This window comes from Dyadobacter sp. HNCC25DJ183, assembly GCF_056895175.1.
The window spans coordinates 78,967-101,932 of the sequence record NZ_JBXHAP010000007.1; the positions used below are offsets into that span (position 1 = coordinate 78,967).

A 22,966-nucleotide genomic window follows, 5' to 3' on the forward strand; every position below is an offset into this window, starting at 1 on the left:
CTCGCAGTGTATGCAAGTATTTGTAAGGAAACAGGGAGGTCGTTTCCTTAATGACAAAAATACGCGTTAGTAAAGCAAGATGGCCGGGCAGAAGAATTTCTGCCCGGCCATTTTAATAATACTGTAAACTAAATAGCGCCTGTTGCTATTATTCCTGAATGAATGCCAGAATATCCTTGTTAATCGTTTCGGCTTCCGTAGTGGGCATTCCGTGCGGAAAACCCGGATATGTGATCAGTTTGCCATTTTTCAACAGCTTAATCGCCTTCAATGCAGTGATCTGATAAGGCACAATCTGGTCATCTTCACCGTGTAACACCAATACTGGGATATCAACACTTTGAAGATCTTCGGTAAAATCTGTCGCAGAAAATGCCTTGATGCATTCATAATGGGCAAGAATGCTTCCCATCATCCCCTGGCGCCACCAGTTGTCACGAATCCCCTGCTTTTCAACAGCGCCTTCGCGATTGTAACCGTAGAAAGCCTCCGAGAAGTCTTTAAAATACTGCGGTCTTTGCGTTGCGGTCATCTCGCGGATTTCATCAAAAACACCCATCGGCACACCGTCCGGATTGTTTTCGTTCTGCACCATGATCGGAGTTACGGCACTTACCAGCACCGCTTTTGCTACCCTGCCGTTTCCATGCTTGTTTACATAATGTATCACTTCGCCACCACCTGTCGAGTGCCCGACGTGTATGGCATCTTTAAGGTCCAGATGCGCAACCAGCTCGGCTACATCGGCCGCGTAAGTATCCATTTCATGACCTTGGTACGTTTGGGAAGAACGTCCGTGTCCGCGGCGGTCGTGGGCAATAACGCGGAAACCTTTTTCGAGGAAAAACATCATTTGGCTATCCCAGTCATCACCGGAAAGTGGCCAGCCGTGGTGAAAAACGATAGGTTGTCCGGTGCCCCAGTCTTTGTAAAACATTGTGGCGCCATCTCTTAGCTGCAAAGTGCTCATGATTTTGTGTTTTGAGAGTGAAAATTACTGCGACAATAACGCAACATTCCCTAATAAAAACTCCCTTACCGAAGAATAATCGCATTGTGATACTTTGTGCAGGGCTCTTGATTTTTCATATTCAACCAATAAGTTCTGAGTATGAAAAAATACATGATTGCAGCTGCGCTCATTTTGCTTTTTAGTGTTTTCAAAAGCCATGCACAAGTTTCAGGGAACGCGAATGACTATATGGGCAATGCGCAATACAATGCGGCAAGAGCAAACCCTATCTCGGGAGTCCGGTTTTCCGGGGATAATTCAAATGACAGTACTATCGTAGTTACTGTAAAAGGATTGATCAACATCATGCCGGATACTTACGTGGCTACTTTCAATGTAGTGCAAACCGGGGAAACTGCGGAGGTGACCGATCGGCTCATGCTGGAAAGGATTAGTAAATTTAAAACAGGGTTGGTGAATGCCGGAATCGCCGAGAGCGAGATGGATGTAGATATGATTTCATTTGTCCCGAAATACGATATTGAAACAGAAAACAGGCTTTTCAGCAAAACTTCCAATGAAATTCCAGCGGGTTTTGAAATGCAGAAAAACCTGAGCATTCGCTACAAAAAGGCTGACCAGCTTGATCGGATGGTCACGATCGCGGCGCAGAATGAAATCTACGATCTGGTCAAAGTAGATTGCTTTCATACCAGATTGGAGAGTTTTAAAGATTCTTTGCGCACTAGCTGCGTGGCCGCATTGAAGAAGAATATCAGATCTTACGAAGCATTAAACCTGAAATTGGATACATTGAAAAAAACCGTTCAGGAGAATTTTCATACCATTTCACCTTCGTCAAGATACTTTTCCTACCAGGCTTTTTCCAGAACTTCGGTAAAGCCAGTCAAGAAAAACGGCGCGCAGACTAACATCAACGAAATTGAAAAAACAGTTTCCCGCTATTACCTGCCGCTCGGTTTTGAAAGTTTTGACATCGTCATGAACCCGGTCGTACTTGAACCGGCAATCCAGGTAAGCTACCAGATCACAGTAAGTTACCAGTTAAAACCAACCAACAGGTACTACATCATTACCCCCGCAGGAGAAAGCAAGAAACTTCTCCTAAACTAATCCGCTTCACTCACTCCCGTTGCACGGAGGATACATTCATAACTCACACTCCACCCTGGTAAATTCACAAATTAAATTTGCGTAAGTAAATACTTACATGTACTATTGCGTAAGCAAATACTTACACAATGTCAATTGAAGCAAGAAGGGATGTTTTTCAGGCGATTTCAGATCCTACCCGGCGGCAGATCATTAATCTGATCGCTAAAAAATCTATGAACCTGAATGCCATTGCCGATAATTTCGAAATCAGCAGACCGGCTGTATCTCAACATATTAAGATCCTTGCTGAATGTGGAATGCTGGTCGTGCGGCAGGAAGGACGCGAGCGATTTTGTGAGGCGAAATTGGACGGATTGAAGGAAGTTTCAAATTGGGTGGACCAGTACAAACAATTCTGGAATGAGAAGTTCGACTCACTGGAAAGCTACCTCGGTCAAGTTCAGGCAAATAATCAGTTAAACGACAATCAATCAAACATTGAATAAAATGGAAGAGCAATCAGAAAAAAGAACAGGTTTGAAAATCGTGCGCGAATTTAAAGCCCCTAAAACATTAGTCTTCGATGCATTTGCATCACCGGAAGCATTCGAACAATGGTGGGGGCCAGCTGGTAGTCAGCTTACGGTGGAAAGTTTCGATTTCAAGCCGGGCGGCAAAACGCACTACAAAATGGACGGGAACGGCCACATAATGTGGGGATTATTCCAATACAAAAACATCCAACGCCCCGATCTGCTGGAATTCATTAATTCTTTCGCCGACGCCAAAGGCAATATCATCACCTCTCCGTTCCCGATGGATTTTCCATTAGAGATTTTCAATCAAATTACTTTGGAAGAAAACAACGGGATCACCACCCTTACCATTCAGGGGCATCCCATTAACGCCACTCCGGCACAGGAAGAGACGTATTTTTCGATTATGGACAGCATGCAACAGGGCTTCGGCGGTACGTTCGATCAGCTGGAAGCCTATCTTGCGGAAGTGCAATAGTAGGTTTGATAGGCATTGTACTTGGTCAGGTCTTGTTTTGGAAAGCTATTTAAAGCAATACCTGACCACACCGGCCATTTTCAGGATTTGAGGAATTCCTTTGGAATGGGATTGCGCTCGAGGAAGATCTTTGCTTCCTGTGCCTTTCTGCTAAGAGGCCTGGTTTGTTCAGAAGTATTGATCAGATGCTCGGTTTTTTGAGACAGGAATTTGATCCTTTTCTGTCACCGTTGTTCGAGAGAGTTCCGCCTTCATAGTGTATTGTTTAGTGTATTCGAATTTAACTTATTTGCTCCCCTTTTCAAAATTCATACTCCACTCCCTCTGGTAATGCCTCTACCGCTACTTTCATCCATTTTCCTTTGATTTTGATTACGACGATATCGCGGTCTTTGTCGTAGAAAATGGTACCGTCTCCGCCGTTTTTCAGCTCTTTATAATTGACGTATTTGGCATCTTTTTCGGCATTTTGTTCATCGTCGCCTTCGGGTTTCGTAGTGGCGACATCTTCTTTGCCGATGCTGCCGAGCGTGAGTGCATTGGTGAGTTTGAGAGAACCAAAGAAAATGGCTTTGTCGCGACCAAACATAAATGAATGCTGGCGCACGTCGGAGCCTATTTTAAACCAGTTGTAGGCGGTTTCGTCGTGGTTGTACACAGTTGAATAATAGTATAGCTCAGCTACCGGCCTTTCCATTTCAATGTGTTTGTTCACCAGCATGGTAATGCGCGATTTATCGTCTTTCGCATACCCTTCAAAGACGTGGTAACCCCAGCGCTTTTTGTTCCGCTCTTCTGCATTGCCGCGCACCTGGATCATGTAAGGTGTGCTCAGAATCCCATTTACAGTGGTGTACATAGGTGTCTTTGAAGGTGCAAATCCGAAGCTGTAACCCCGCTCTTTCCAACGGTACCAGGTGGTATCAATGTCGGATTTCAGCTCAATGCGCCTTGTGTCTGTCGATTCGCTGCCTTTTTGCAGGTGAATGTATTTACCCAAAACAAAAGAAGTATCCCGCTGGGCAAGTGCGGCATTTGAAATAATGAGTAAGAGCAAAAGATGGATAAGTTTCATAAACGGGCTCGTGAAAGTGAGGTAATTATTAATCGTCAGGAAAGAAAGAAAAAAGCAGGTTAACGAAAAAATGAAATACGTTTTGGCTAATTTGAAACCCGTTCTTCCCAGTCGACTTTAACCAACAAAATTTACCAAATATGATCAAGCCCATTTATCCCTGCCTATGGTTCGACGGAAATGCCAAAGAGGCCGCAGATTACTATTGCTCTATTTTCAAAAGCTCGAAGATCACATCTGAAAACCCGATGGTCGTAACTTTTGAGCTCAATGGTTTCAAATTCATGGGACTGAATGGCGGGCCGCATTACAAATTTTCACCGGCTACTTCCTTTGTGGTAGAATGCGATACGCAGGAAGAAATTGATTATTACTGGGAAAAGCTGGGCGATGGTGGCAAGTATAGTCAATGCGGTTGGCTTGATGACAGATTTGGTATGTCTTGGCAAATCGTGCCGACTGTTTTATCAAAACTAATGTCAGATCCGGAAAAGGCACCGCGCGTGATCGAGGCTTTTATGCAAATGTCAAAATTCGACATTGCTACGCTGGAAAATGCGTAACCCCCTAATCCCCTTAATGGGGACTTTTTTTGGGTTAAAAGGCGTAAAAGGTATCTCCCTTTAAAAGTCAGGGGCACAGGCAATTCACAATTAAACAGCAACAAAAAATACCCATATGTTTAAGTTAATTCTTACTGCATTCTTTTCCATCTCCCTCATCGCGGCCAATGCCCAGTTAGTATCCGATTCGCTGCTGATCGAAGGCAAGCAGCGTGTTTTTGTTTATGATAAATCCATCAAAGTAAAACCCGGCGCAAGCCTTGTGTTTGTGATGCACGGATCGGGAGGCGAACCATTTGGATTAGCGCCCAGGGCTGCTAAGCTACAAGCACGGGCGGAAGCGGAAAATGTGGTGCTGGTATATCCTGCCGGATATAAAAGATACTGGAATGAATGCAGGAAAGCTTCTACTGCGGTCGCCAATACCGAGAATGTGAATGAGGAAGCTTTCTTCTCAGGTATGATCGATTATTTTTCAAAACTGTACAAGATCAACAAAACTCATGTTTTTGCGACAGGCTTCTCCGGAGGCGGTCACATGTCGTATAAGTTAGCTTTGACGATGCCAGACAAGATCAAGGCGATTTCGGCGATTGTCGCCAATTTGCCAACACAGGAAAATATGGATTGTTCGCCACGTAATGTGCCCATTCCTGTAATGATCACCAATGGAACTGCCGATGAAACGAATCCATATAATGGTGGCGAAGTGAAAACCTCGGGTGTAACGCTGGGCAATGTACGTGCTACCGAGGAATCTTTTCAATACTGGGCTAAGCTAGACGGATATACCGGCCAGCCAACCAAATCCATGTTCCCCGACGCCAATCCCGGCAACAACATTACCGTTGAAAAGTACACTTACGCGCAAAAAGGGAAACCGGAAGTTACGCTGTTGAAAGTGGTCAATGGAAAGCACGAGTTCGTGACTGATTTCGATATGTTCGAAGAATCGTGGGAATTTTTTAAGAGACAAATGAAGAAGTAAGCGCCGGTGAGGAGATTGTATTTGGCAGAACTATTTTTAACCGCATAATTCTAAAAAATATAAATTTTGTACTTTTAAGGTTACAAATACATCCTCCTTATATCACCTGGTTCATTCATTACAGCTCCATGAAAAAACTGCTGCTCTCTGTTCTCTTATTTGCATTCACCTGCCAGGTTTTTGGTCAAGCTGGAAAGAATATACCTGTTACCACCTCAGAGTCGGGCACAGACTTTCGTACGAATACGCCGCTGATTGCCAAGGAATACCAGTTTGCATTGCCTGTTTTCAACTTCTATCCCGCTCCTGAGCAGCACGAGATAACGGTGTTGCTGCGTAAGAAGAACGCGACCAACGATCTGTGGAAAATAGCGGGCAGGCTGACCAGGATCGATATGGAAAGCGGGTTGACCAGGTGGGACAAAAAGCAGAAATACGGCATTACTACGGTGCAGCAGGTCGATAACGTGATCATGGACCAAAAAGGGGCCAAATTATCAAGGCTGAATCCGGAAGACGGTAAGCCGCTTTGGAACAGGCAAACTACCGCGTACCGCGTTTATCCTGAACTGAACCTGGCATTGTGCTACGATTACGCCGCGACTGGTCCGAATACACTTCACGGGATCAATCTTAAAACGGGTCAGTCCATGTGGAGGCGCGAGGTACCTGGTGAATTCGGGTGGCAAAAAACGGAAATGCTCGACGATACTACCTTAATGGTCATTTCCGAAGGGCTGCATACTTTGGGTTTAACGCAAGGAAAAGGCTGGTCGGTCAACCGGGTGGCGCACACGAAAAAAACCGATATGGGCAAGGTTGGACTGGCTGTTCTTGGCGGAGTAGCTGCGGCTTCTGCGGGTTATATGGCTATTCCGATGGGAAGTTTTTCAGATTACCTGCTGAACATTTCATCGAACGTACTGCATTCAGGTGACGTATTTTATTTTGCCGCAAAAGAGAAAATCAGCTGCCATACCTGGGATGGGGAAAAACTGTGGGAAACTGATCTGAACACTAAAAAAACGAGTAAGTCACACCTTTTTCGCGAGGGCAATGTCATTTATATGCTCAATATGGGACACGCGTCCAAATACGGCAGGCTCACCGCACTGGGTAACCCTTACGTGGCAGCGTTTGATGCAGAAACAGGTAAGGAGCTGTTTTTGAAAGAATGGGAAGAGCGGAAGAACTTCATCGCCGATTACATGATACAGAATAATGAGCTGTACATGCTTTACCGTGACAAGGTGGATATCCAGCGCTTTTCGCCGGAAGGTTTGATGCAAAAGTACGTGGTACGCATTGACGAAAAGTCAAATATGCGCTCGTTTGTATCGGATGAAATTTTTATCAGGCAGGATAGTATTTATCAACAGGCCAGTCTGGATCAGGATCACTTTTACCTCTTTTCCGAAACAGGTGAGCTGTTCAGGTTTACCAATGATTTTGAGAAGTTCGAGAAAGTAGATTCCAAATCGGTTTATTCAAAGTACCTGGAAACGGACGGTTATGTATTCGTGGGGAACCGAAAAGAGACTTTTATCCTGGACCGGACAACAATGCGCACGGCAGCCAGATGTAATGCACCGGCCAACTCGCCTGTTTATGACAGGAAAATGTACTACAAAAACAATAACAGCATTTACGCACTGGATATCAGCACATTCCTGACTAAAAAGCTGGCGGGAAGCTATTAATCCTTGTAGTTATTGCTATAAATTGGTATCATTGGAATCATTATTGTGGTATTAAAAATACCAATACTCAATATTCCTATGAAATCATCAACAAGCAAATCAGCTATTCTTGAACAACTACAGAATGAAATTCTGAATTTACAGGGATACCGTGCGCCGGCCATCGATAAGTGCATTGATTTTGGCTTGGGTCCCATTGAAATGTCGTTTCCGAACCAGATCTTCCCTACCGGCGCTGTCCACGAGTTTATCACCGACGCACCTGAAAATGCAGCGGCTACCACAGGATTTGTAGCCGCATTACTGGGACCATTAATGCAGATCAATGATTTCTGTTTGTGGATCAGCTTGAACCGGACAGTCTTCCCGCCCGGACTCGCATTTTTCGGGGTACAGCCGGAGCGGATCATTTTTATTGATCTTAAAAAGGAATCTGACCTGCTGTGGGCCATTGAAGAATCACTGAAATGTACTGCCGTGGCTGCTGTGGTAGGAGAAATTCCCGAAGTTACCCTTACTGAATCGCGACGTTTACAGCTGGCGGTAGAACAAAGCCGCGTGACCGGTTTTCTGCTGCGGCACAATCCGCGGAGTGCAAACACGTTGGCGAGTGTATCGCGCTGGAAGATCACTCCACTGCCCAGCCAGCTGGAACCTGGCATGCCGGGCGTGGGTTACCCGCGCTGGAATGTGCAGCTGCAAAAAGTTAGAAATGGCGAGCCCGGAGAATGGGAAGTGGAATGGAGTGCCGGCTCCTTTCAGCACATTCAAAAGCGAACATCCGCCGCAGAAAACAAGGATTTGCTTCAAACGGGATAAGCTTTAAAACACAAATCGTGCAGAACCCGGAGGCAATGCACGACTTTCATTCTGATTAAGGAGAGCTTACGCGGATAAAGAGCGTTTACGTAATGTAAATGTATGCTGCGCACCGCTTCGCTCAACGGGAATTTAACCAGTCTCCGTTTATTTCGTATTAAATCCGGTTTTTATCTAACGAAGTAAATCTACCTGCTGCGAACTACATTCAGTTCCGCGATCAGCTCCGATCTTCTGCCTTCCGGAATGGGGATAATGTGGTTTCCCATTACAATTTGAGACGCGCTCATTCTCGTAATATGATCCAGATTGATTACGTGCTTGCGAGATAGTTTGAAGAACGCCGGTTTCAGTTCCGGAAAGATCCTGCCAATGTTGGGAGAGATGTGAATGTAGTTGTATGTTTTACCAGGATACAACTTTACAAACTCCTCGGTAGTCAGGTAAAGTCTCGCATAAGGTCCGTCTGCTTCAATAAAAAGAATGTTATTCTGCTTTACCTGAATGTGTTCCTTGTCGGTAAAAAATACAATGTGTTCGGTCTGGTTTGTTTTGGCAGCAGGTAAATTACCAGCCTGAAAATTGTGCAGTGCCAGGTTAATCTGGACCACGAGCTCGTTGGAACGCACCGGCTTTTCGAGGAAAGCCGCCGGGTAGGTAGACTGGCTTCGTTCCGCTATTTCTTCATACGCGTCTTCGCCGGTAATGTAGATAATGGGTATCCATTTGATCCGCAACAATTCCTGTGCTGTTGCAATGCCATCCTCGGGACCGTCCAGTTTCATGTCAATCAAAGCGAGATCGGCGCTCTGCTTTTTCATGATGGCAACTGCTTCTGTGAGGTTCCTGGCCACTCCGCTGATTGAAAAACCCTTACCGCCCAAATTAACTTCCAGATGCCGTGACAGCAACGGGTTATCCTCTACGATCAGAATTTTTGCAGCTACGCTCATATCGATAAAAGCTTGTTAGCATTGCTAACTAAAAGGATTTAGGATTAATTATTGTGTTTTTACTCTCAGGCCCAATATAACCTAAAGTAAACCTAATCTTTAATTCTTCTAATGTCAATCGCTTTTACAGAAATACTTCGACAAGTTTCGACAGGAAATTACGCATTTAATGCATAAATCCTGCCTGACTTGTTCATGTTTCATGCTGCCGATTATCGTCATTCTTTTGCCAAAACCTCTTTAACCGGAATCCAGCGGATCCCCGGATAGCGGTCGTTGTCCAGCGGTGCCAGCTTGGGAAGGCCAGTAAACATATTATGCATATACTGCATTCCCTGCCAGGCCGGGAACGTTTCTTTTTCTTGTGGAGCTATGGTCCGGGTAAGCTTGATCATCGTACCCAGCATTCCTAGTCCGCCTACCCTGAAAGTACCGAAAGCTTTTCCGTGTGCCTCAGTTGCCGCTCTGGCCAGATCCTTAATTGATGCCACTTCTCCTGCAATGCGCAGGTACCTCGGCGTAGCGGGATCAAGTGCGGCTGCCGCTGTAAATTCGGCGGTATTTTCGATGGTGGTAAAATCGAGCGGCTGCTCATTGTCTCCCCAGTAAATCACCTTTTTCAATGCAGGTACAATCAAGGGCGCTTCACCAGTGAGCAGATCGGCGAACATCCCGTTGAGTATAGACGTAGCCTGAATACCCGATTTATCAACTACCTCGCTGAACTCGCGCCTGAGGTCGAGATTGCGGTTGGAACCCGGACGCAATTTGGTATAATCAATGGAATAATCGGATGGGATAAACCGGGTAACACCTGCCCAAACCGTGGCCTGCAGCAATTCCGTTTGCGCATTGATAATCACTTCCCGCAAGCCCGACAAGGCAGATACGACGCAGGAAGCCCCGGTAATGGCGCTTGCCAGTTCAGGAATATTTGTAAAATCAACCTCAACTAGCTCTGCGCCTGCTGCCCGCAGTGCATTCACACTCGGGTTGGAACTGCCTTTGCGAATGATTGCTCTTACCCTTGCACCCTTTTGAAGCAGGTAGTGTGTGATCCTGCCACCCAATTGCCCCGTAGCGCCGGCTACGACAATAAGATCAGCGGCGTTTGTCTCTGTTGTAAAATCCATTTCTTAGTTCGAAGTAGTAGGTATGTTGCTGCTCATTACATTATAATTATTATTCCCGCTCAACGAATCGCATTAAATTGCACCCAGTATAAGTCGATACAATACCCAAAACCAACTGCATTGTACGCATGATCTACGTCGTAGGAAGTTCCAACACCGACATGGTGGTCAAATCAGAAAGATTGCCTGCGATGGGTGAAACTGTAATAGGGGGTGATTTTTTGATGACGCCCGGCGGAAAGGGCGCTAACCAGGCAGTAGCAGCAGCGCGACTGGGAGGGAACGTCACATTTATATGTAAAGTCGGTAACGATCTTTTCGGGAAACAAGCTTTACAGCAGTTTCGCCAGGAACAGATCCACACTGACTTTGTTTTTACCGATGATACCGCGCCTTCTGGCGTTGCGCTGATTAACGTAGACCAGAACGGACAGAATTGCATTGCGGTAGCACCGGGAGCCAATAACCAGCTCACTCCGGCCTCTGCCGAGCTTGGACTCGTGGCACTTTCGGCAGAGGATATCCTGCTGTTGCAACTTGAAATACCTTTGACTACCGTTGAAACGGCTATGGCGGCTGCACACCAAAAGGGTGCAAAAATCATAATGAACCCCGCTCCCGCACAAAACCTGCCCGCAGCTATTTACCCTAACATTTACCTTATTACTCCCAACGAAACCGAAGCTGCGCTGCTCACAGGCATTCGGGTCTCAGACCACGCCTCTGTTGAGAAAGCGGCGGAAATCCTGCTCGCAAAAGGTTGCAAAAACGTGATTATCACACTAGGCAGTAAAGGCGCTTACCTGCGAACGGCAGAAAGCAGCGCATTAATCGCTTCCCCGAAAGTCAATGCAACGGACACGACGGCGGCAGGAGATTGTTTTAATGGTGCGCTTGCAGTCGCCCTATCTGAAAACATGCCGCTGAGCAATGCGGTAACGTTCGCTGCCAGCGCTGCGGCGATCAGCGTTACGAGAATGGGAGCGCAGAGCTCCATGCCTTACCGGAATGAGATACCCGTAAACTAAAACAGGCTGCCTTTCCAGACAGCCTGTTTTCTTCACACTCCAACCTCACACTTGCATTAAATATGTCAAGGAACGATAAATGGCATTGCAATTGCAAACGTTTCTTCCTTAGTCAGGATTTCGTCGAATGCTTCTGTTGCAGCCTTGTATCTGATGTCGCCTGTATCAGGGATACCAGTAAGGTCAAGGTCAAGCAGGTTAGCGCCAGCCTGAACGATCGTTGCTTCGCTGTTAGATCCTTTGTAAACAGGTGCAGGTGAACCTTCGTCCAATGTGATCCAGGACTTGATAGCCTTGTTGTTTCTGATCTTAGAAAGGATTTTTCTTGAAATAGAAGCGTGACGTGCTTCTACAGAGTGAACCTGCAATGCATATTCAAGAATTTGCGGATCGTTGATCAAAGTACCAGCCTGGCCTTTGTAAGCACGAACACCGGTATCTTCAAATGCGTGTGAAAGGAACACGAACGTGTCGAAATTGGTGAAAGTATCGTAAGTTTTGTTTACTGTGAAGTCAAACTTTGGTTTGTTCTGACCTGGTGTCAAATTAAGTGCTTTTTCCAAAAACTTAACGTGTGCATCTTCATGCTTGCTGATCTGCATGAAAACAGGCTTGTACATCGAAGGGATCAGACCAGCTGTATCGTTTCCTACTTTGTAGAATTCGTCTTCCAGATATTCCAGTGTCAAAGCGAATTTAAGCACTTCAACTGCATCGGATGATTGTGCGTAAGCTTTGTTCATCGCGCTTGCAAGGAACGCAGGCGTAGCAGCCGCAGCTACCTTCGCACTTACTTTGTTAAAGAAAAAACGGCGGGATGTGTATCCGATACGCTCTACTGCGTCACCATCGAATTTTTCGAATTGCTCGAGTATATTAAATATGTTCATTTTGTTCCGAAGTTGTAAAAGTTGTTAATTATTGAGGCAAACCGCTTCCGCTGATCGTGTTCTTAACGAAAGGCTGTACAGCTGGTAAAATCACACCTGGCTTCACTGCTTTGTCAAAACCTGTTGCAGGATCAACCACATCGTCACCAGAGAAATCAGCTGAATTAGGGTTCAGCAAGTCACGGATTGCAGCAGCGTGACGCGCTTCAACCGAAACGATCTTACCGGCAATAAGCAAATAATTAACATTCTCGATCAGGTTTCCAGCGCCGTTATAAGCCTGAACACCAGTATCTTCGAACAATTTGGCAGCGCCAAGTACACTTGCACGGCTGTTGAAGTCGATGCCGTCGAAATTAGGAGTAAGCCCTTTGATCGCAGCAGCACCCAATGCAGCTTTGAAGAACTGACGGTGTACGATCTCGTGGTACATGATATCGGTCAGGATCATTTTCTCCTCGTCGGTCATTCCGGCGTATGGAGACATCATCACCTGGGTATAGAAAGCTGCTTCGAGTTGTTCCAGTGCGTATGCATAGTTCAGAATTCCGATGTCGCCCGTTCCAAGATCCACTACTTCGCCAGGAAGATTGTGATCGTCCAATGTACATCCCATGATGAAGGCACCAGTTGCAGCAGCGACTCCTGCTGATCTTAAAAAGTAGCGCCGATTTACCTTTTCAAGCATAGGGCCAGCATTTTGTAGTAAGTTGTTTTCCATTACGGCAAATCCGGTTTTGTTGAGAGAAATTTCAATTACTGAAACCTACGAGGTACCACTTGAAACGGATCAAAAAAAATAGGAACTTTCTTAGAGCTTTTAGGAGTAAATATTCTGTTTTAAGACAAAACACAGAATTAAGTTCCGGAAGCATTCACTTCCTATGATTATACCAATACTGTCGACCGCTAAATAAAGTATTTCAATTCTGATATTTTCTAAATCAAAATAACCTCCGGCCATTTCCTTTTCTCAATCCTTTTTCTCTACATTTGAATCTCTTGTTTTTATATCTTTTTACACTTAAAGTACTATTAGTCTATGAGAAAGAATTTTGTTTTACTCGCAATGCTCGGCGTGAGCGTGCTTTTCGTCGCGGCAAGGTTTGCTGCCGACACCCTGGTAGGCACCTGGAAGTACACGGTATCCAATGTATCTCCTGAGTATCAATCGGGTACAATGACATTTGAAGAAAAAGGCGGTAAAATTGCCGGCTATCTCGGAAGCACCGACAGGTCCGAAATGAAGGAGCTGAAGATTAACCAGGATAAGGTCAACTTCAAGCTCGATTTCCAGGGTTCGCTGATCACCATTGATATGGTACAAAAGGGCGACACGCTCAAAGGAATCGTAGTAACCAATGACGGCGAGTTCCCGATCGAAGCAACGAGAGAGGCCAAATAATAGAACAACACATGAAAATGACCTCCTTGTCGGAGGTCATTTTCATTTACAAACGGACTTTAATACCGAAGAATAAACCTGATAGCCACCTGCTCATTTTGAACTGCCTGATCCTTTTACAAGAACTTTTTTTGTAATCAGTACAAAAAAATGTCTCACTAAAAAGGTCAAAAAAATGAACCTGTTACAAAAATTCCCGGTTAGTCTCGGCTTTGCTTGTTTGTTGATGCTGAGTAGCTGTTCAGAAGAAACCATCAATGCAACCAGTCCTTTAAATGAAAGTAAAAATTCGTCTCTCAGAGAAGGACAGCAAGGAGGCGGCATTGAGGTACTACCCAGCTTTCCAACAACGAACGGGCCGACTGGCAACAATGTTTACGCTACACGTTGGCAAAGGGACATCCTTACCTCTCCGGACAACCCGCAGCTGCTGCCAACCGGATCGTCAGGCTTTACATACCTATGGGGTAACAGCAATTTTCCCTGGATTAAACCACTGCCGGCAATTCCCGGTGTTGCAAGTTCTGCCTCCATCGCGACAGTTACCACCACTTCAAATACCTGGTCGCCGAATGGAAAACGATCAGCTGTGAAAACAAAATTGCAGTACCTGAAACCAGGCAAGAAGTACGCAATTACTTTCCGGGTCGCTACAACCAAGTTTGACGGCCATTTGCTCCCATTTGTGCCAGCCTATTCCAAAACGGTATATCTGGTAAGGTCCTACTCTACCGGTGCCGTAGCCGAATACATTGATCTGACAGGCAAGCAAGCTGCCTGGGTTGATAAAACAATCACATTTGTTGCGGAAGAAGCTGAAATGACACTTTCGTTTTCGGCTATCAATGCGAATGCAGGCGAATACTCTTACGCACACATCTTTGTCGATAAGAATGCAATTCAGGAAGTAAATTAAGAAGCCCCACTTTCATCCTTTCTGAGAGGCTGCCCCGAAAACCTGGCGGGCAGCCTCTTCTTTGTTATACCCGTCTGGTTCATCTACTGTTTGAAAACGGAACATTAACCAACCCTTAATCCCCCGGTAACACAGCCTTAACATTGACTATCTACTTTTGCGGGCGTTAAAACAGGATTAAACGAATTTGAAAAAACACCTCAGAACCGCATCGTATACAGCATAGCGGTACAGCCGAATGCACAGCCGACACTTGCAGGTAAGCCTCTCCTGCACGCTGTTGCTCATGTAACCCCATCTTTTTAATACCGACGCAACACCGGATGTCCCGGTGGTAAAACAAACACGTGAACAGAATTTCTCAAACCACAACGATTACTCATCTAACTCACAAAAAATGAATCGATTAATTACAGGACTCATTGTGACAATCGCAATGTTCTTCATCGCTCCCGACATGTACGGACAGGGGAATGAGGCAACAATTATCGGTAAAGTCACCGAAGTACAAGCAGGGCCGATCGTCGGCGCGACCGTTCTGGTCAGAAATGAATCGACCGGTTTCCAGGCCGGAACAGTAACCGATGTAAATGGTGATTACATTATCAAACAACTTCCATTGGGCTCACCTTACTCCATCACCGTTTCATTTATTGGTTTTGGAGAACAAAAGAAAACAGGTTACGCACTGAACCAGGGCGATCAGCTAAGACTGAATTTCGCCATGGAAAGTGCTGCTAATGAGTTGCAGGCTGTTGATATTAAGGCCAATTCGCTGAGAAACACAGTTGTCAACCTCGGCGCATCCACTCCTATTACTGCAAAGGACATTACCAAATTGCCGGTAAACGGGCGGAATTTCACCTCTCTTATTGAACTTTCACCATTGAGCAACGGTAACAGCCTTGGCGGTCAGCTGGGATCTTCTACCAACTATACAATCGATGGTATGACCTCACGGAGCACCATTGCAGGTGGAGAAACCGGAGGTGCTTACGCGATTTCCATGGAGGCGATCCGTGAGTTCAAGGTGGTTACCAATGAATACGATGTTACACTGGGCCGCGCGGGTGGCGGAACGATCAGCACTGTTACCAAATCGGGTACAAACAGATTGACAGGTAGCATATTTAACTTCATGCGTGCCGACTGGCTTTCAAGCGGTTATGATTTGAGAGGTAATAAAAGAACGCAGGATTTCTCGACAAATCAATTTGGTTTGTCGCTGGGTGGTGCATTGAAAAAAGACAAAGCTCACTTCTTCGTAGCCTGGGACCATCAGGCCGACTCGCGTCCCCTGTTTATCGCCAACCTGCAATCTGACGCAGACGTAGCAGCTAACAAGGTGACGCAGCAAACATTGGACAACTTCCTTGATATAGCAAGATCGAAATACGGTGTTTCCAACAGTCCGCAGTTTGGTGCATTCGGCAAGAAAAAAGGTACTGACGCGATTTTCGCAAGAATTGACTGGCAGTTAAATTCCAAGAACCTGTTGACGCTCCGCAATAACTTGATTTCAGAAAACGACAAGCTGTCGGAAGGTGACAACACGTCGATCAATGCATACGAATCTTACATCGACCGCAAGCGGTTCAACAACAGTATTATGGCATCGCTTCGTACGATCGTGAGCCCAAAAGTCACGAACGAATTCAAAGTGCAGCATTTGTATCAGTACGAAGCGGTAATACCAAGCTCGGAACTTCCATCTGCGGGTATTCCACGTGCCATTGTTGAAAACATAAACTCCACTTCGGGAACAAACAACTATATCACCAATATTCAAATCGGTGGTCAGCGTTTTTCTCCTGAATGGTTCAGAGGACAAGTTTACCAGGCGGTTAATAACCTTTATTACAACACGGGTAAAATCAACTTTACTTTCGGTATTGACGTGATGTACAACCGCATGAAGTCAGTTTACGGTAGCGAAATGAATGGACGTTTCTACTTCACCGGTCTTGACAACTTCAACAACCTGACCCCCTACCGCTACGCACGTGAAATCAACTTGCGGGACGATCCAAGCTCGATCGTAAACTCGCTGGCAACAGGTTTGTACGCACAAATGGATACCAAGCTGGCGCGTGGTCTTGATATGATGGCAGGTTTGCGTCTGGACAATACGCAATACCTGAACAAAGCGAATTTCAGCCAGGTTGTATTTGATGAATTGAACCTGCGCACTGATAATAAAATCAACACAACGCAAGTGCAGCCACGCGTACAGTTTACGTGGGATGTGAATGAGCAAAGCAAAGACATTATCCGTTTTGGTGCGGGTATTTTCGGCTCTCAGCTGAACCCGTATTCGATGATCAATAACATGTTGTTTGACGGAACTAAGGTAGCAGCCGTTGAAATCCAGGGCGACCAGGTACCTCGTCCTGACTTCCCGGGATACCGCGAAAACCCTGCTTCTGCTCCCGGCGCCGACCTTTTCAATAACCCGAAAATCGAGCGTCTGGTAACAATCAACATGAACAATGCCAATGCGAAAATTCCGGTTCTCTATAAAACGAACTTCTCGTACAACCACTTTTTCAGCGACCGTCTGCGTGTAGGTGTGAGCGGTTACGCTTCATGGGCACGCAACAACTATATGTATGTTGACCGCAACATGGTGGAAGATCCGTATTTCCGCATTGCAGCAGAAGCCAACCGTGGCGTATATGTGCCAGCCGACAAAATCAATGCAAAAAATGGTGCTACCAACTGGCTGGACAGCCGCAAGACTACCAAAGTAGGTCGTGTACTGGAACTCGTGAGCGAGGGTAAAAAGAACCAGTATGCAGTTGTGATTGACGGTACTTACCGTTATTTCAAAGACGGACAGATCACGTTCTCGTATACCTGGAATGATTCAAAAGACAATACTTCGTACAACGGTAACGTAGCGAACACTGCGACACTCGATTTGATGGTAAACGATGATCCACGCGATCTGAGCCGCATTACTTATGCTAATAACCACTTCCGCAACAAAGTCGTATTCTACGGAACTGCGCCGAGTATCTGGGGTGTGACATTGGGTCTGCGTTACTCGGGCATCGGCGGAACGCGCTACTCCATGGCCGTGAGCGGTAACATGAACGGTGACTTCGTTTCTTCAAATGACCTGCCTTACATTTACGATCCTAACAGCCCTGAAACGCCGCAAAACATCCGTGACGGTATCAATGCAATCCTCAATAATCCAGAGGCAGAACAAAGCATTAAGGATTATCTGACGAGAGATATGGGCAAAATCGCAGAGCGTAACGGTGGTATCAACGGTTTCTACGGTGTGTTTGATTTGAGATTGGCAAAGAAATTCAATTTCTACAAAAACCACGGCCTGGAAGCATCAGTTGACATTTTCAACGTAGCTAACCTGCTGGACAGAGACTGGGGAGTAGGAACCAACCTTGGTAAGCAAAACCTCTACTCCATCAAGTCATTCGAACCGGCTACTAAAAGATACGGATATGGCATGAGTAATGGAGTGGGTGTTTCCACCCTGAACGGTAGCCCATACCAGATCCAGATTGGCTTGCGGTATGCGTTTTAATTAGAGGAGGAAAGGGAGGAAAGGAAGGAAGGAGGAAGGTTTGTCTACCTATTCTTCCTTCCTCCTTTTCAATTAACACCTTCGCCTTTTTGTCACCCTGAGCGCAGTCGAAGGGCCCTTCGACTGCGCTCAGGGTGACAAAGGCGATTACATTTTCCAAAGGAGGACTTACTAGAAATAATAATGAACAATATGAAAAAACTACTCACACTCCTCACCCTCGCATTGTCACTAAACGCTTTCGCCCAGGATTCACACGTAATCCTGATCAGCATTGACGGATTGCGCCCGGAGTTTTATAAGGATCCTACGTGGAACATGGTCAATGTACGGCAGGGAATGCAGACAGGGGCTTACTCCGACGGGGTAACGGGCGTTTTTCCGTCTGTTACCTACCCTTCCCACACCACGATGGTTACCGGGGTGAAGCCTTTGAAGCACGGGGTTTATTACAACACACCTTCCGAGCCGCTGGAAGTTACCGGCAAATGGATCTGGGATTATAACACGATCAAGGTTCCGACCATTTTCAGTGCGGCGAAAGAAAAAGGACTGGTTACCGCGTCGGTTTTCTGGCCGGTGTCGCTCAACAGTCCGGCGAGCTATAATGTACCTGAGTACTGGAATTTGCCTGAAACAAAAGGCGGCAAACGTACTGTCATCAAGGCGCTGACCGAGAGTTCTACGCCGAAAGGCTTGTTCGAGGAAGTGCAGCAGCATGCCACCGGAAAGCTGGACGAAATTGATTTTGACGCAGATTACCTGAGCATTGACGAAAACAATGCGCGTATCAGCAGCTACCTGATCCGCAAGCACAAGCCCTCGTTTCTGGCAGTACATTTGGTTGCAGTGGACCATTTTGAACACGAAGAAGGCCGGGAAGGCGACAAGGTAAAATCCTCACTCTCCGGAGTTGACCGTAATATCAAAACGATCATTGAAGCGACGGAAAAGGCAGGTATCAGGGACAAAACCACATTTATCATCACAGGTGACCACGGTTTTGTAGACATTCACACGGCCATTGCGCCCAATATCCTGCTCGCAAAAGCCGGCCTGTACGACCCGAACAACAAGGCTGCCTGGAAAGCTTATTTCCACAGCTCAGGCGGATCGGCCTTTTTGCATTTGAAAGATAAGAACGATACCAAAACCCTGGAAAAGGTAAAGCAGATCCTAAGCCAGCTGCCTGCAAACCAGAAGGCGCTGTTTGCGGTGAAAGACCGCGCGGCATTAGACGCAGTAGGTTCTGACCCGAATGCAGCTCTGGCTATCGCACCCGTACAGGGCATTACGATCAGCGGCGCAGCTACCGGCGACTTCATGCGCAGTGCCAGCGGAGGTACCCACGGATTTTTTCCCGATTTTAAAGAAATCCAAACCGGTTTTGTGGCATTTGGAAAGGGTATCAAACCAGGTGCAGTAATTCCGGAAATGAGTTTGCAGGATATCGCACCGCTAATCGCCAAATTATTGAACCTCAATTTCCCCACAGCTGACGGTACATTGTACCCGGGCTTGCTGGCGAAAGAATAAGTTAATTCCTGTTTGCTCAAAAACAGGCACTTATATACTTTCAAAAATTCACTTTCGGTCATAGCTTTACAGGATTCCAGCTCTTTCCTGTATCGTTATGACCGAACCTTTTTCTCAGTCCCGCTCCTCTCTCTTCCTGAAAATCTGTGAATGTACTCTGGGGATTCTGGCCGTATTGTCATCCTTTACTGTCATACTGAACTTTGTCCCGGTTTCACTCTTACACAAATACGGGCACTACTATCATCCATTACTGATCGGCATTGTGACCGTGGCCTTTGTGGGCGGGCTTGTTTACGCGATACTATGGCATGAAAAAGAGAAAGAAGGGAAAGGTAACAGCGGCATCCGACACGCCGTTTTACAGGGAGTAGTTCGCTACTGGCTGGCTTACTCGATTTCCGTTTACGGTTTTGCCAAAATCCTGAAAACGCAGCTTCAATCACCGGAGTTTAACCTTGATATTCCAGTGGGCGAACTGAGCGGTTTCGCGCTTACCTGGTACTACTTTGGCTATTCCTACACTTTGGCGGTGATCCTCGCATTGTTCCAGGTGGGCGGATCCATACTGCTTCTTTTCCGTCGTACCACGTTGATCGGCGTCATGGTTTTGCTGCCGGTAATGGTCAACATTGTTCTCATCAACATGTTTTACCAGATTGCCGTAGGCGCATTCTTCAACTCGGTGATCTACACGATCAGTCTCACTTTCCTGCTCCTGCTCGATTTTCAAAAACTCAAAACTGCATTCTGGGACCTCGTGGAAAAGCTGCCGCGGGTATCAGACAAATCCGGTTTCCTAAAAAATGCACTGCGGTTCGTGATCATTGCAGCTGCGTTTTGCACCATTCAATATTACGTTGTAAGTACCAAAACGGACACCGTGCTCAAAGGGACGTGGAAAGTAGAAACGCTCCGAAGAAATAGCGAGCTCGTTTCCTCCGCTGCCTGGCTTACAGATACCAAAGCGTGGAACAAGGTATACTTCGCAGGCTGGAACGGCTGCGCATTCAGTCCAAACCCGTACCGCTACAAGCCGGATGAAAGCCTGACGGGCTCTTACGAATTCGATAGTCTGAAAAATAACATCAGGTTCATTCATGGGAATCCGAACCGGGCAGACAGGCGGACGGACACCCTGATGATTTCCGTGAGCAACCGTACACGAAAATCAATGCAGCTGCATTTTGTGATGAGCCGCGATACCATTGAAATGCAGCTGGCCAGGTTGCGCTGACCATTTTAGATTTTGGAGAAAGTGTGTATTCAGCTTCTTACGATTAACGTAGGATCAATGGAATTCAGAAGCTGGCCGCAGGTAATGTCCGAGGTACCAAGCGGTTCATTGAAATATCCTCTTGTGAACAGCGGCTGTAAAGTGTTTTTCCCTTTATACAAAAATCCGATCGTAGACCTGGGCTGACCGATGTTGAATACTTTAGAGCCCGAGTTGGGATAAGAAGACACGAGCTTTTTGAGCACACCAGCCTCCACGAATTCCAGACATTTCAATGTAAATCCATCTCCGTCACCGTCCCAGTTGAGATAAAGCAGGAAACGCAGCCCGCAGGTGATTTCGAAATAAAAGTTAAAGCGCGGCTGGTTAGCCAGGCTGCCAGATAATTGAAGCTCTTTTGATTCAGGGAAATAGGTTTTTATTTCTTCACGCAGGTATGTGAGTGCGTCCGTTGTCATCCGTCAGATGTTCAGTAGGGGTAACTGCCTGAACAAATATATCCACCAGACTTCAAAATTTCAAGGTATTCGCCCGTAACAAAGCGTGTGATCAGGTTTAAAAATTACAATGCAACCACTTTCGGCATTTGCATTCAGCTTTCCTTTAACTGCATCCTGATCGCCGCCGCTACCTTTCCGGAGCTAGGCCGGGCAGCGTGGGCTTCCAGCATTTTGCCGTTTTTATCCACCATAATATAGCGCGGAATACCCCAGAGATGGTACTTCTCCCAGATTGATCCGGCGACATCCGTTTGCTGATTATTGTGCATTCCGGCGGGAGCGAGCCCGTCTTTCAGCATTTTCTTCCATGCCTTCACATCCTGATCAACAGATACATACAGAAATACGACCTTGTCATTTCCCTCAAACTCTTTCACAAGCTTTTTCGATGACGGGAATTCGTCCCGGCAAGGCCCGCACCAGGTAGCCCATACGTCAATGTACACAACTTTGCCTTTGAGACTTTGCAATGAAACAGAGTCGCCATTGGCGGTAACCCCCGTAAAGTCAGGCGCTGGCTTTCCTTTGCCAAGTGCCTCCCATTTGGCAAAGCTTTTGTCCAGCGTTTTTCTATAAACAGGCGAGACCGTCGTTTTATAGAAGTCCTCGCGAAGCTGGGCTAATTCCGGCGACAAGCCTTCCATTTGTACCCAATAGTTGATATTGGCTGCTCTGAAATGCTTTTTCAAAAAGGGGGGCAACTTCATTTTCTGAATAAATGTATCAGACAGCTCCACCCAGTGCCCATCGAGTGAGTCCTCATTCATTTTGTCAGCCAGCTTGCCGAAGGGGCCGTGAATACCGGAAATCAGGTAACCCGACAGGATTTCGCCGTATTCATACATGTTCATGTCCAACAAAACTGAATCCGTGGGCAACGTCGTAACTACCTTTTTCAAATCTGCCGGAATGGTAGGATCGTCCATGTCATAGCTGTAATGGTTGTTCAGATAATGCTGCTGATAAGCGTGCAATGTCATCCCTGCTTTCTTCTTCATCAACTCTACTTCCTCTGGGGTGATACCGTCCTCTTTTTCCAGTTTTTCAAGTTCCTTGTTCAATTCGTTCTGATACAATTTGAAGCTGGACACGAACTCGGCAGGCTCATTTTGCCATATCATCTTTCCTTTGTAATTCTGATATTTCTGCCTGATTTTCTGGGCATTCCGAATAAACCCGCTAACCGCAGCGCCATCTCCGACGACTTTGACTCCATCTCCCGTAGTACTGGTATCTGCTTCAAGTACGATCTCGTCGCCTGCTTTGAGGTACAATGGGATATACTGGTCCTGCAAATAAACATGGCCGAAAACCGGCTTTTCGATCTTTGTTTCTAGTACCCCAAAACCATTGCTATCCAAGGTAGATTTCCCTAAAACCAATGTGTCCAGATTTAGCATATTGTAGGTGACCAGAACTGCGCCGGCCCCTTTGGCTTTATTTAACCGGAAAGTAATCTTGACTTTCCAGTCGTCCTTTTTCGCGCAGCCCGCAAACAATAATGCGACAATGCAGACTAACAGAAGGTTTTTCAGGTGGAGGAACATAGCGTCAAGTTTATGATACAACAAGTTACATTGCCCATACT

Annotated in this window: 21 protein-coding genes; 13 read left to right on the top strand and 8 right to left on the bottom strand. The window is 46.2% G+C overall.

The annotated features are described in order from the left end of the window. Positions 1-148 precede the first annotated feature (148 nt). Positions 149-970, bottom strand: coding sequence for an alpha/beta fold hydrolase (locus AC1XTG_RS18185; RefSeq protein ID WP_056284741.1), 822 nt, complete (start codon positions 968-970; stop codon positions 149-151). Positions 971-1,111: 141 nt separating this feature from the next. Here AC1XTG_RS18185 and AC1XTG_RS18190 point away from each other — a divergent pair, with 141 nt between their 5' ends. From AC1XTG_RS18190 to AC1XTG_RS18200, 3 genes are all read left to right on the top strand, one after another. Beyond that, complete coding sequence (locus tag AC1XTG_RS18190) at positions 1,112-2,086, top strand: SIMPL domain-containing protein (protein ID WP_484842928.1); 975 nt, start codon at positions 1,112-1,114, stop codon at positions 2,084-2,086. Between the two features lie 128 nt (positions 2,087-2,214). Further along, entirely contained in the window at positions 2,215-2,574 is a 360-nt protein-coding gene (locus tag AC1XTG_RS18195) for an ArsR/SmtB family transcription factor (RefSeq protein WP_484842929.1), read from the top strand. A 1-nt stretch (position 2,575) separates the two neighbouring features. After that, on the top strand, positions 2,576-3,082 hold the full coding sequence (locus tag AC1XTG_RS18200) for an SRPBCC family protein (protein ID WP_484842930.1): 507 nt from the start codon (positions 2,576-2,578) through the stop codon (positions 3,080-3,082). 301 nt (positions 3,083-3,383) lie between these two features. On the opposite strand, the gene AC1XTG_RS18205 is transcribed toward AC1XTG_RS18200, so the two are convergent. After that, positions 3,384-4,157: a hypothetical protein gene (locus AC1XTG_RS18205; RefSeq protein ID WP_484842931.1), complete on the bottom strand. Its 774-nt coding sequence runs from the start codon at positions 4,155-4,157 to the stop codon at positions 3,384-3,386. Positions 4,158-4,297: 140 nt separating this feature from the next. On the opposite strand from AC1XTG_RS18205, the gene AC1XTG_RS18210 reads away from it, so the two are divergent. The 4 genes from AC1XTG_RS18210 (at position 4,298) to AC1XTG_RS18225 (ending at position 8,227) form a co-directional block, all read left to right on the top strand. Then, a complete protein-coding gene (locus AC1XTG_RS18210; protein ID WP_056284757.1) occupies positions 4,298-4,720 on the top strand; it encodes a VOC family protein in 423 nt (140 codons plus the stop codon). A 115-nt stretch (positions 4,721-4,835) separates the two neighbouring features. Continuing rightward, complete coding sequence (locus AC1XTG_RS18215; protein WP_056284759.1) at positions 4,836-5,708, top strand: CE1 family esterase; 873 nt, start codon at positions 4,836-4,838, stop codon at positions 5,706-5,708. Positions 5,709-5,836: 128 nt separating this feature from the next. Beyond that, entirely contained in the window at positions 5,837-7,408 is a 1,572-nt protein-coding gene (locus tag AC1XTG_RS18220; protein ID WP_484842932.1) for an outer membrane protein assembly factor BamB family protein, read from the top strand. Positions 7,409-7,486: 78 nt separating this feature from the next. Next, entirely contained in the window at positions 7,487-8,227 is a 741-nt protein-coding gene (locus AC1XTG_RS18225) for an ImuA family protein (protein ID WP_484842933.1), read from the top strand. A 188-nt stretch (positions 8,228-8,415) separates the two neighbouring features. Here AC1XTG_RS18225 and AC1XTG_RS18230 read toward each other — a convergent pair whose 3' ends face one another. Together AC1XTG_RS18230 and AC1XTG_RS18235 are read right to left on the bottom strand one after the other, a co-directional pair. Continuing rightward, positions 8,416-9,180: a LytR/AlgR family response regulator transcription factor gene (locus AC1XTG_RS18230; protein WP_056284767.1), complete on the bottom strand. Its 765-nt coding sequence runs from the start codon at positions 9,178-9,180 to the stop codon at positions 8,416-8,418. Positions 9,181-9,398: 218 nt separating this feature from the next. Then, positions 9,399-10,313, bottom strand: a complete 915-nt coding sequence (locus AC1XTG_RS18235; protein WP_484842934.1) for an NmrA family NAD(P)-binding protein — start codon at positions 10,311-10,313, stop codon at positions 9,399-9,401. A gap of 128 nt (positions 10,314-10,441) precedes the next feature. Here AC1XTG_RS18235 and rbsK point away from each other — a divergent pair, with 128 nt between their 5' ends. Continuing rightward, a complete protein-coding gene (gene rbsK / locus AC1XTG_RS18240) occupies positions 10,442-11,341 on the top strand; it encodes a ribokinase (protein ID WP_484842935.1) in 900 nt (299 codons plus the stop codon). Between the two features lie 65 nt (positions 11,342-11,406). Here rbsK and AC1XTG_RS18245 read toward each other — a convergent pair whose 3' ends face one another. Together AC1XTG_RS18245 and AC1XTG_RS18250 are read right to left on the bottom strand one after the other, a co-directional pair. After that, positions 11,407-12,231: a ferritin-like domain-containing protein gene (locus AC1XTG_RS18245; RefSeq protein ID WP_056284778.1), complete on the bottom strand. Its 825-nt coding sequence runs from the start codon at positions 12,229-12,231 to the stop codon at positions 11,407-11,409. A 28-nt stretch (positions 12,232-12,259) separates the two neighbouring features. Next, positions 12,260-12,919, bottom strand: coding sequence for a ferritin-like domain-containing protein (locus tag AC1XTG_RS18250; protein ID WP_310589193.1), 660 nt, complete (start codon positions 12,917-12,919; stop codon positions 12,260-12,262). Positions 12,920-13,273: 354 nt separating this feature from the next. Between AC1XTG_RS18250 and AC1XTG_RS18255 the strand changes: the two genes are divergently transcribed. The 5 genes from AC1XTG_RS18255 (at position 13,274) to AC1XTG_RS18275 (ending at position 20,878) form a co-directional block, all read left to right on the top strand. Next, positions 13,274-13,636 (top strand): hypothetical protein, encoded by a 363-nt coding sequence (locus AC1XTG_RS18255; protein ID WP_056284785.1) that lies wholly within the window; start codon positions 13,274-13,276, stop codon positions 13,634-13,636. A gap of 175 nt (positions 13,637-13,811) precedes the next feature. After that, positions 13,812-14,552: a hypothetical protein gene (locus AC1XTG_RS18260; RefSeq protein ID WP_484842936.1), complete on the top strand. Its 741-nt coding sequence runs from the start codon at positions 13,812-13,814 to the stop codon at positions 14,550-14,552. Positions 14,553-14,949: 397 nt separating this feature from the next. Further along, positions 14,950-18,105: a TonB-dependent receptor gene (locus AC1XTG_RS18265; RefSeq protein WP_484842937.1), complete on the top strand. Its 3,156-nt coding sequence runs from the start codon at positions 14,950-14,952 to the stop codon at positions 18,103-18,105. A 192-nt stretch (positions 18,106-18,297) separates the two neighbouring features. Further along, on the top strand, positions 18,298-19,641 hold the full coding sequence (locus AC1XTG_RS18270) for an alkaline phosphatase family protein (RefSeq protein WP_484842938.1): 1,344 nt from the start codon (positions 18,298-18,300) through the stop codon (positions 19,639-19,641). Positions 19,642-19,738: 97 nt separating this feature from the next. Then, positions 19,739-20,878: a hypothetical protein gene (locus AC1XTG_RS18275; RefSeq protein ID WP_484842939.1), complete on the top strand. Its 1,140-nt coding sequence runs from the start codon at positions 19,739-19,741 to the stop codon at positions 20,876-20,878. 29 nt (positions 20,879-20,907) lie between these two features. Here AC1XTG_RS18275 and AC1XTG_RS18280 read toward each other — a convergent pair whose 3' ends face one another. Then, a complete protein-coding gene (locus tag AC1XTG_RS18280; protein ID WP_484842940.1) occupies positions 20,908-21,336 on the bottom strand; it encodes a hypothetical protein in 429 nt (142 codons plus the stop codon). Positions 21,337-21,470: 134 nt separating this feature from the next. Continuing rightward, positions 21,471-22,925 (bottom strand): TlpA family protein disulfide reductase, encoded by a 1,455-nt coding sequence (locus AC1XTG_RS18285; RefSeq protein ID WP_484842941.1) that lies wholly within the window; start codon positions 22,923-22,925, stop codon positions 21,471-21,473. Positions 22,926-22,966: the final 41 nt, after the last annotated feature.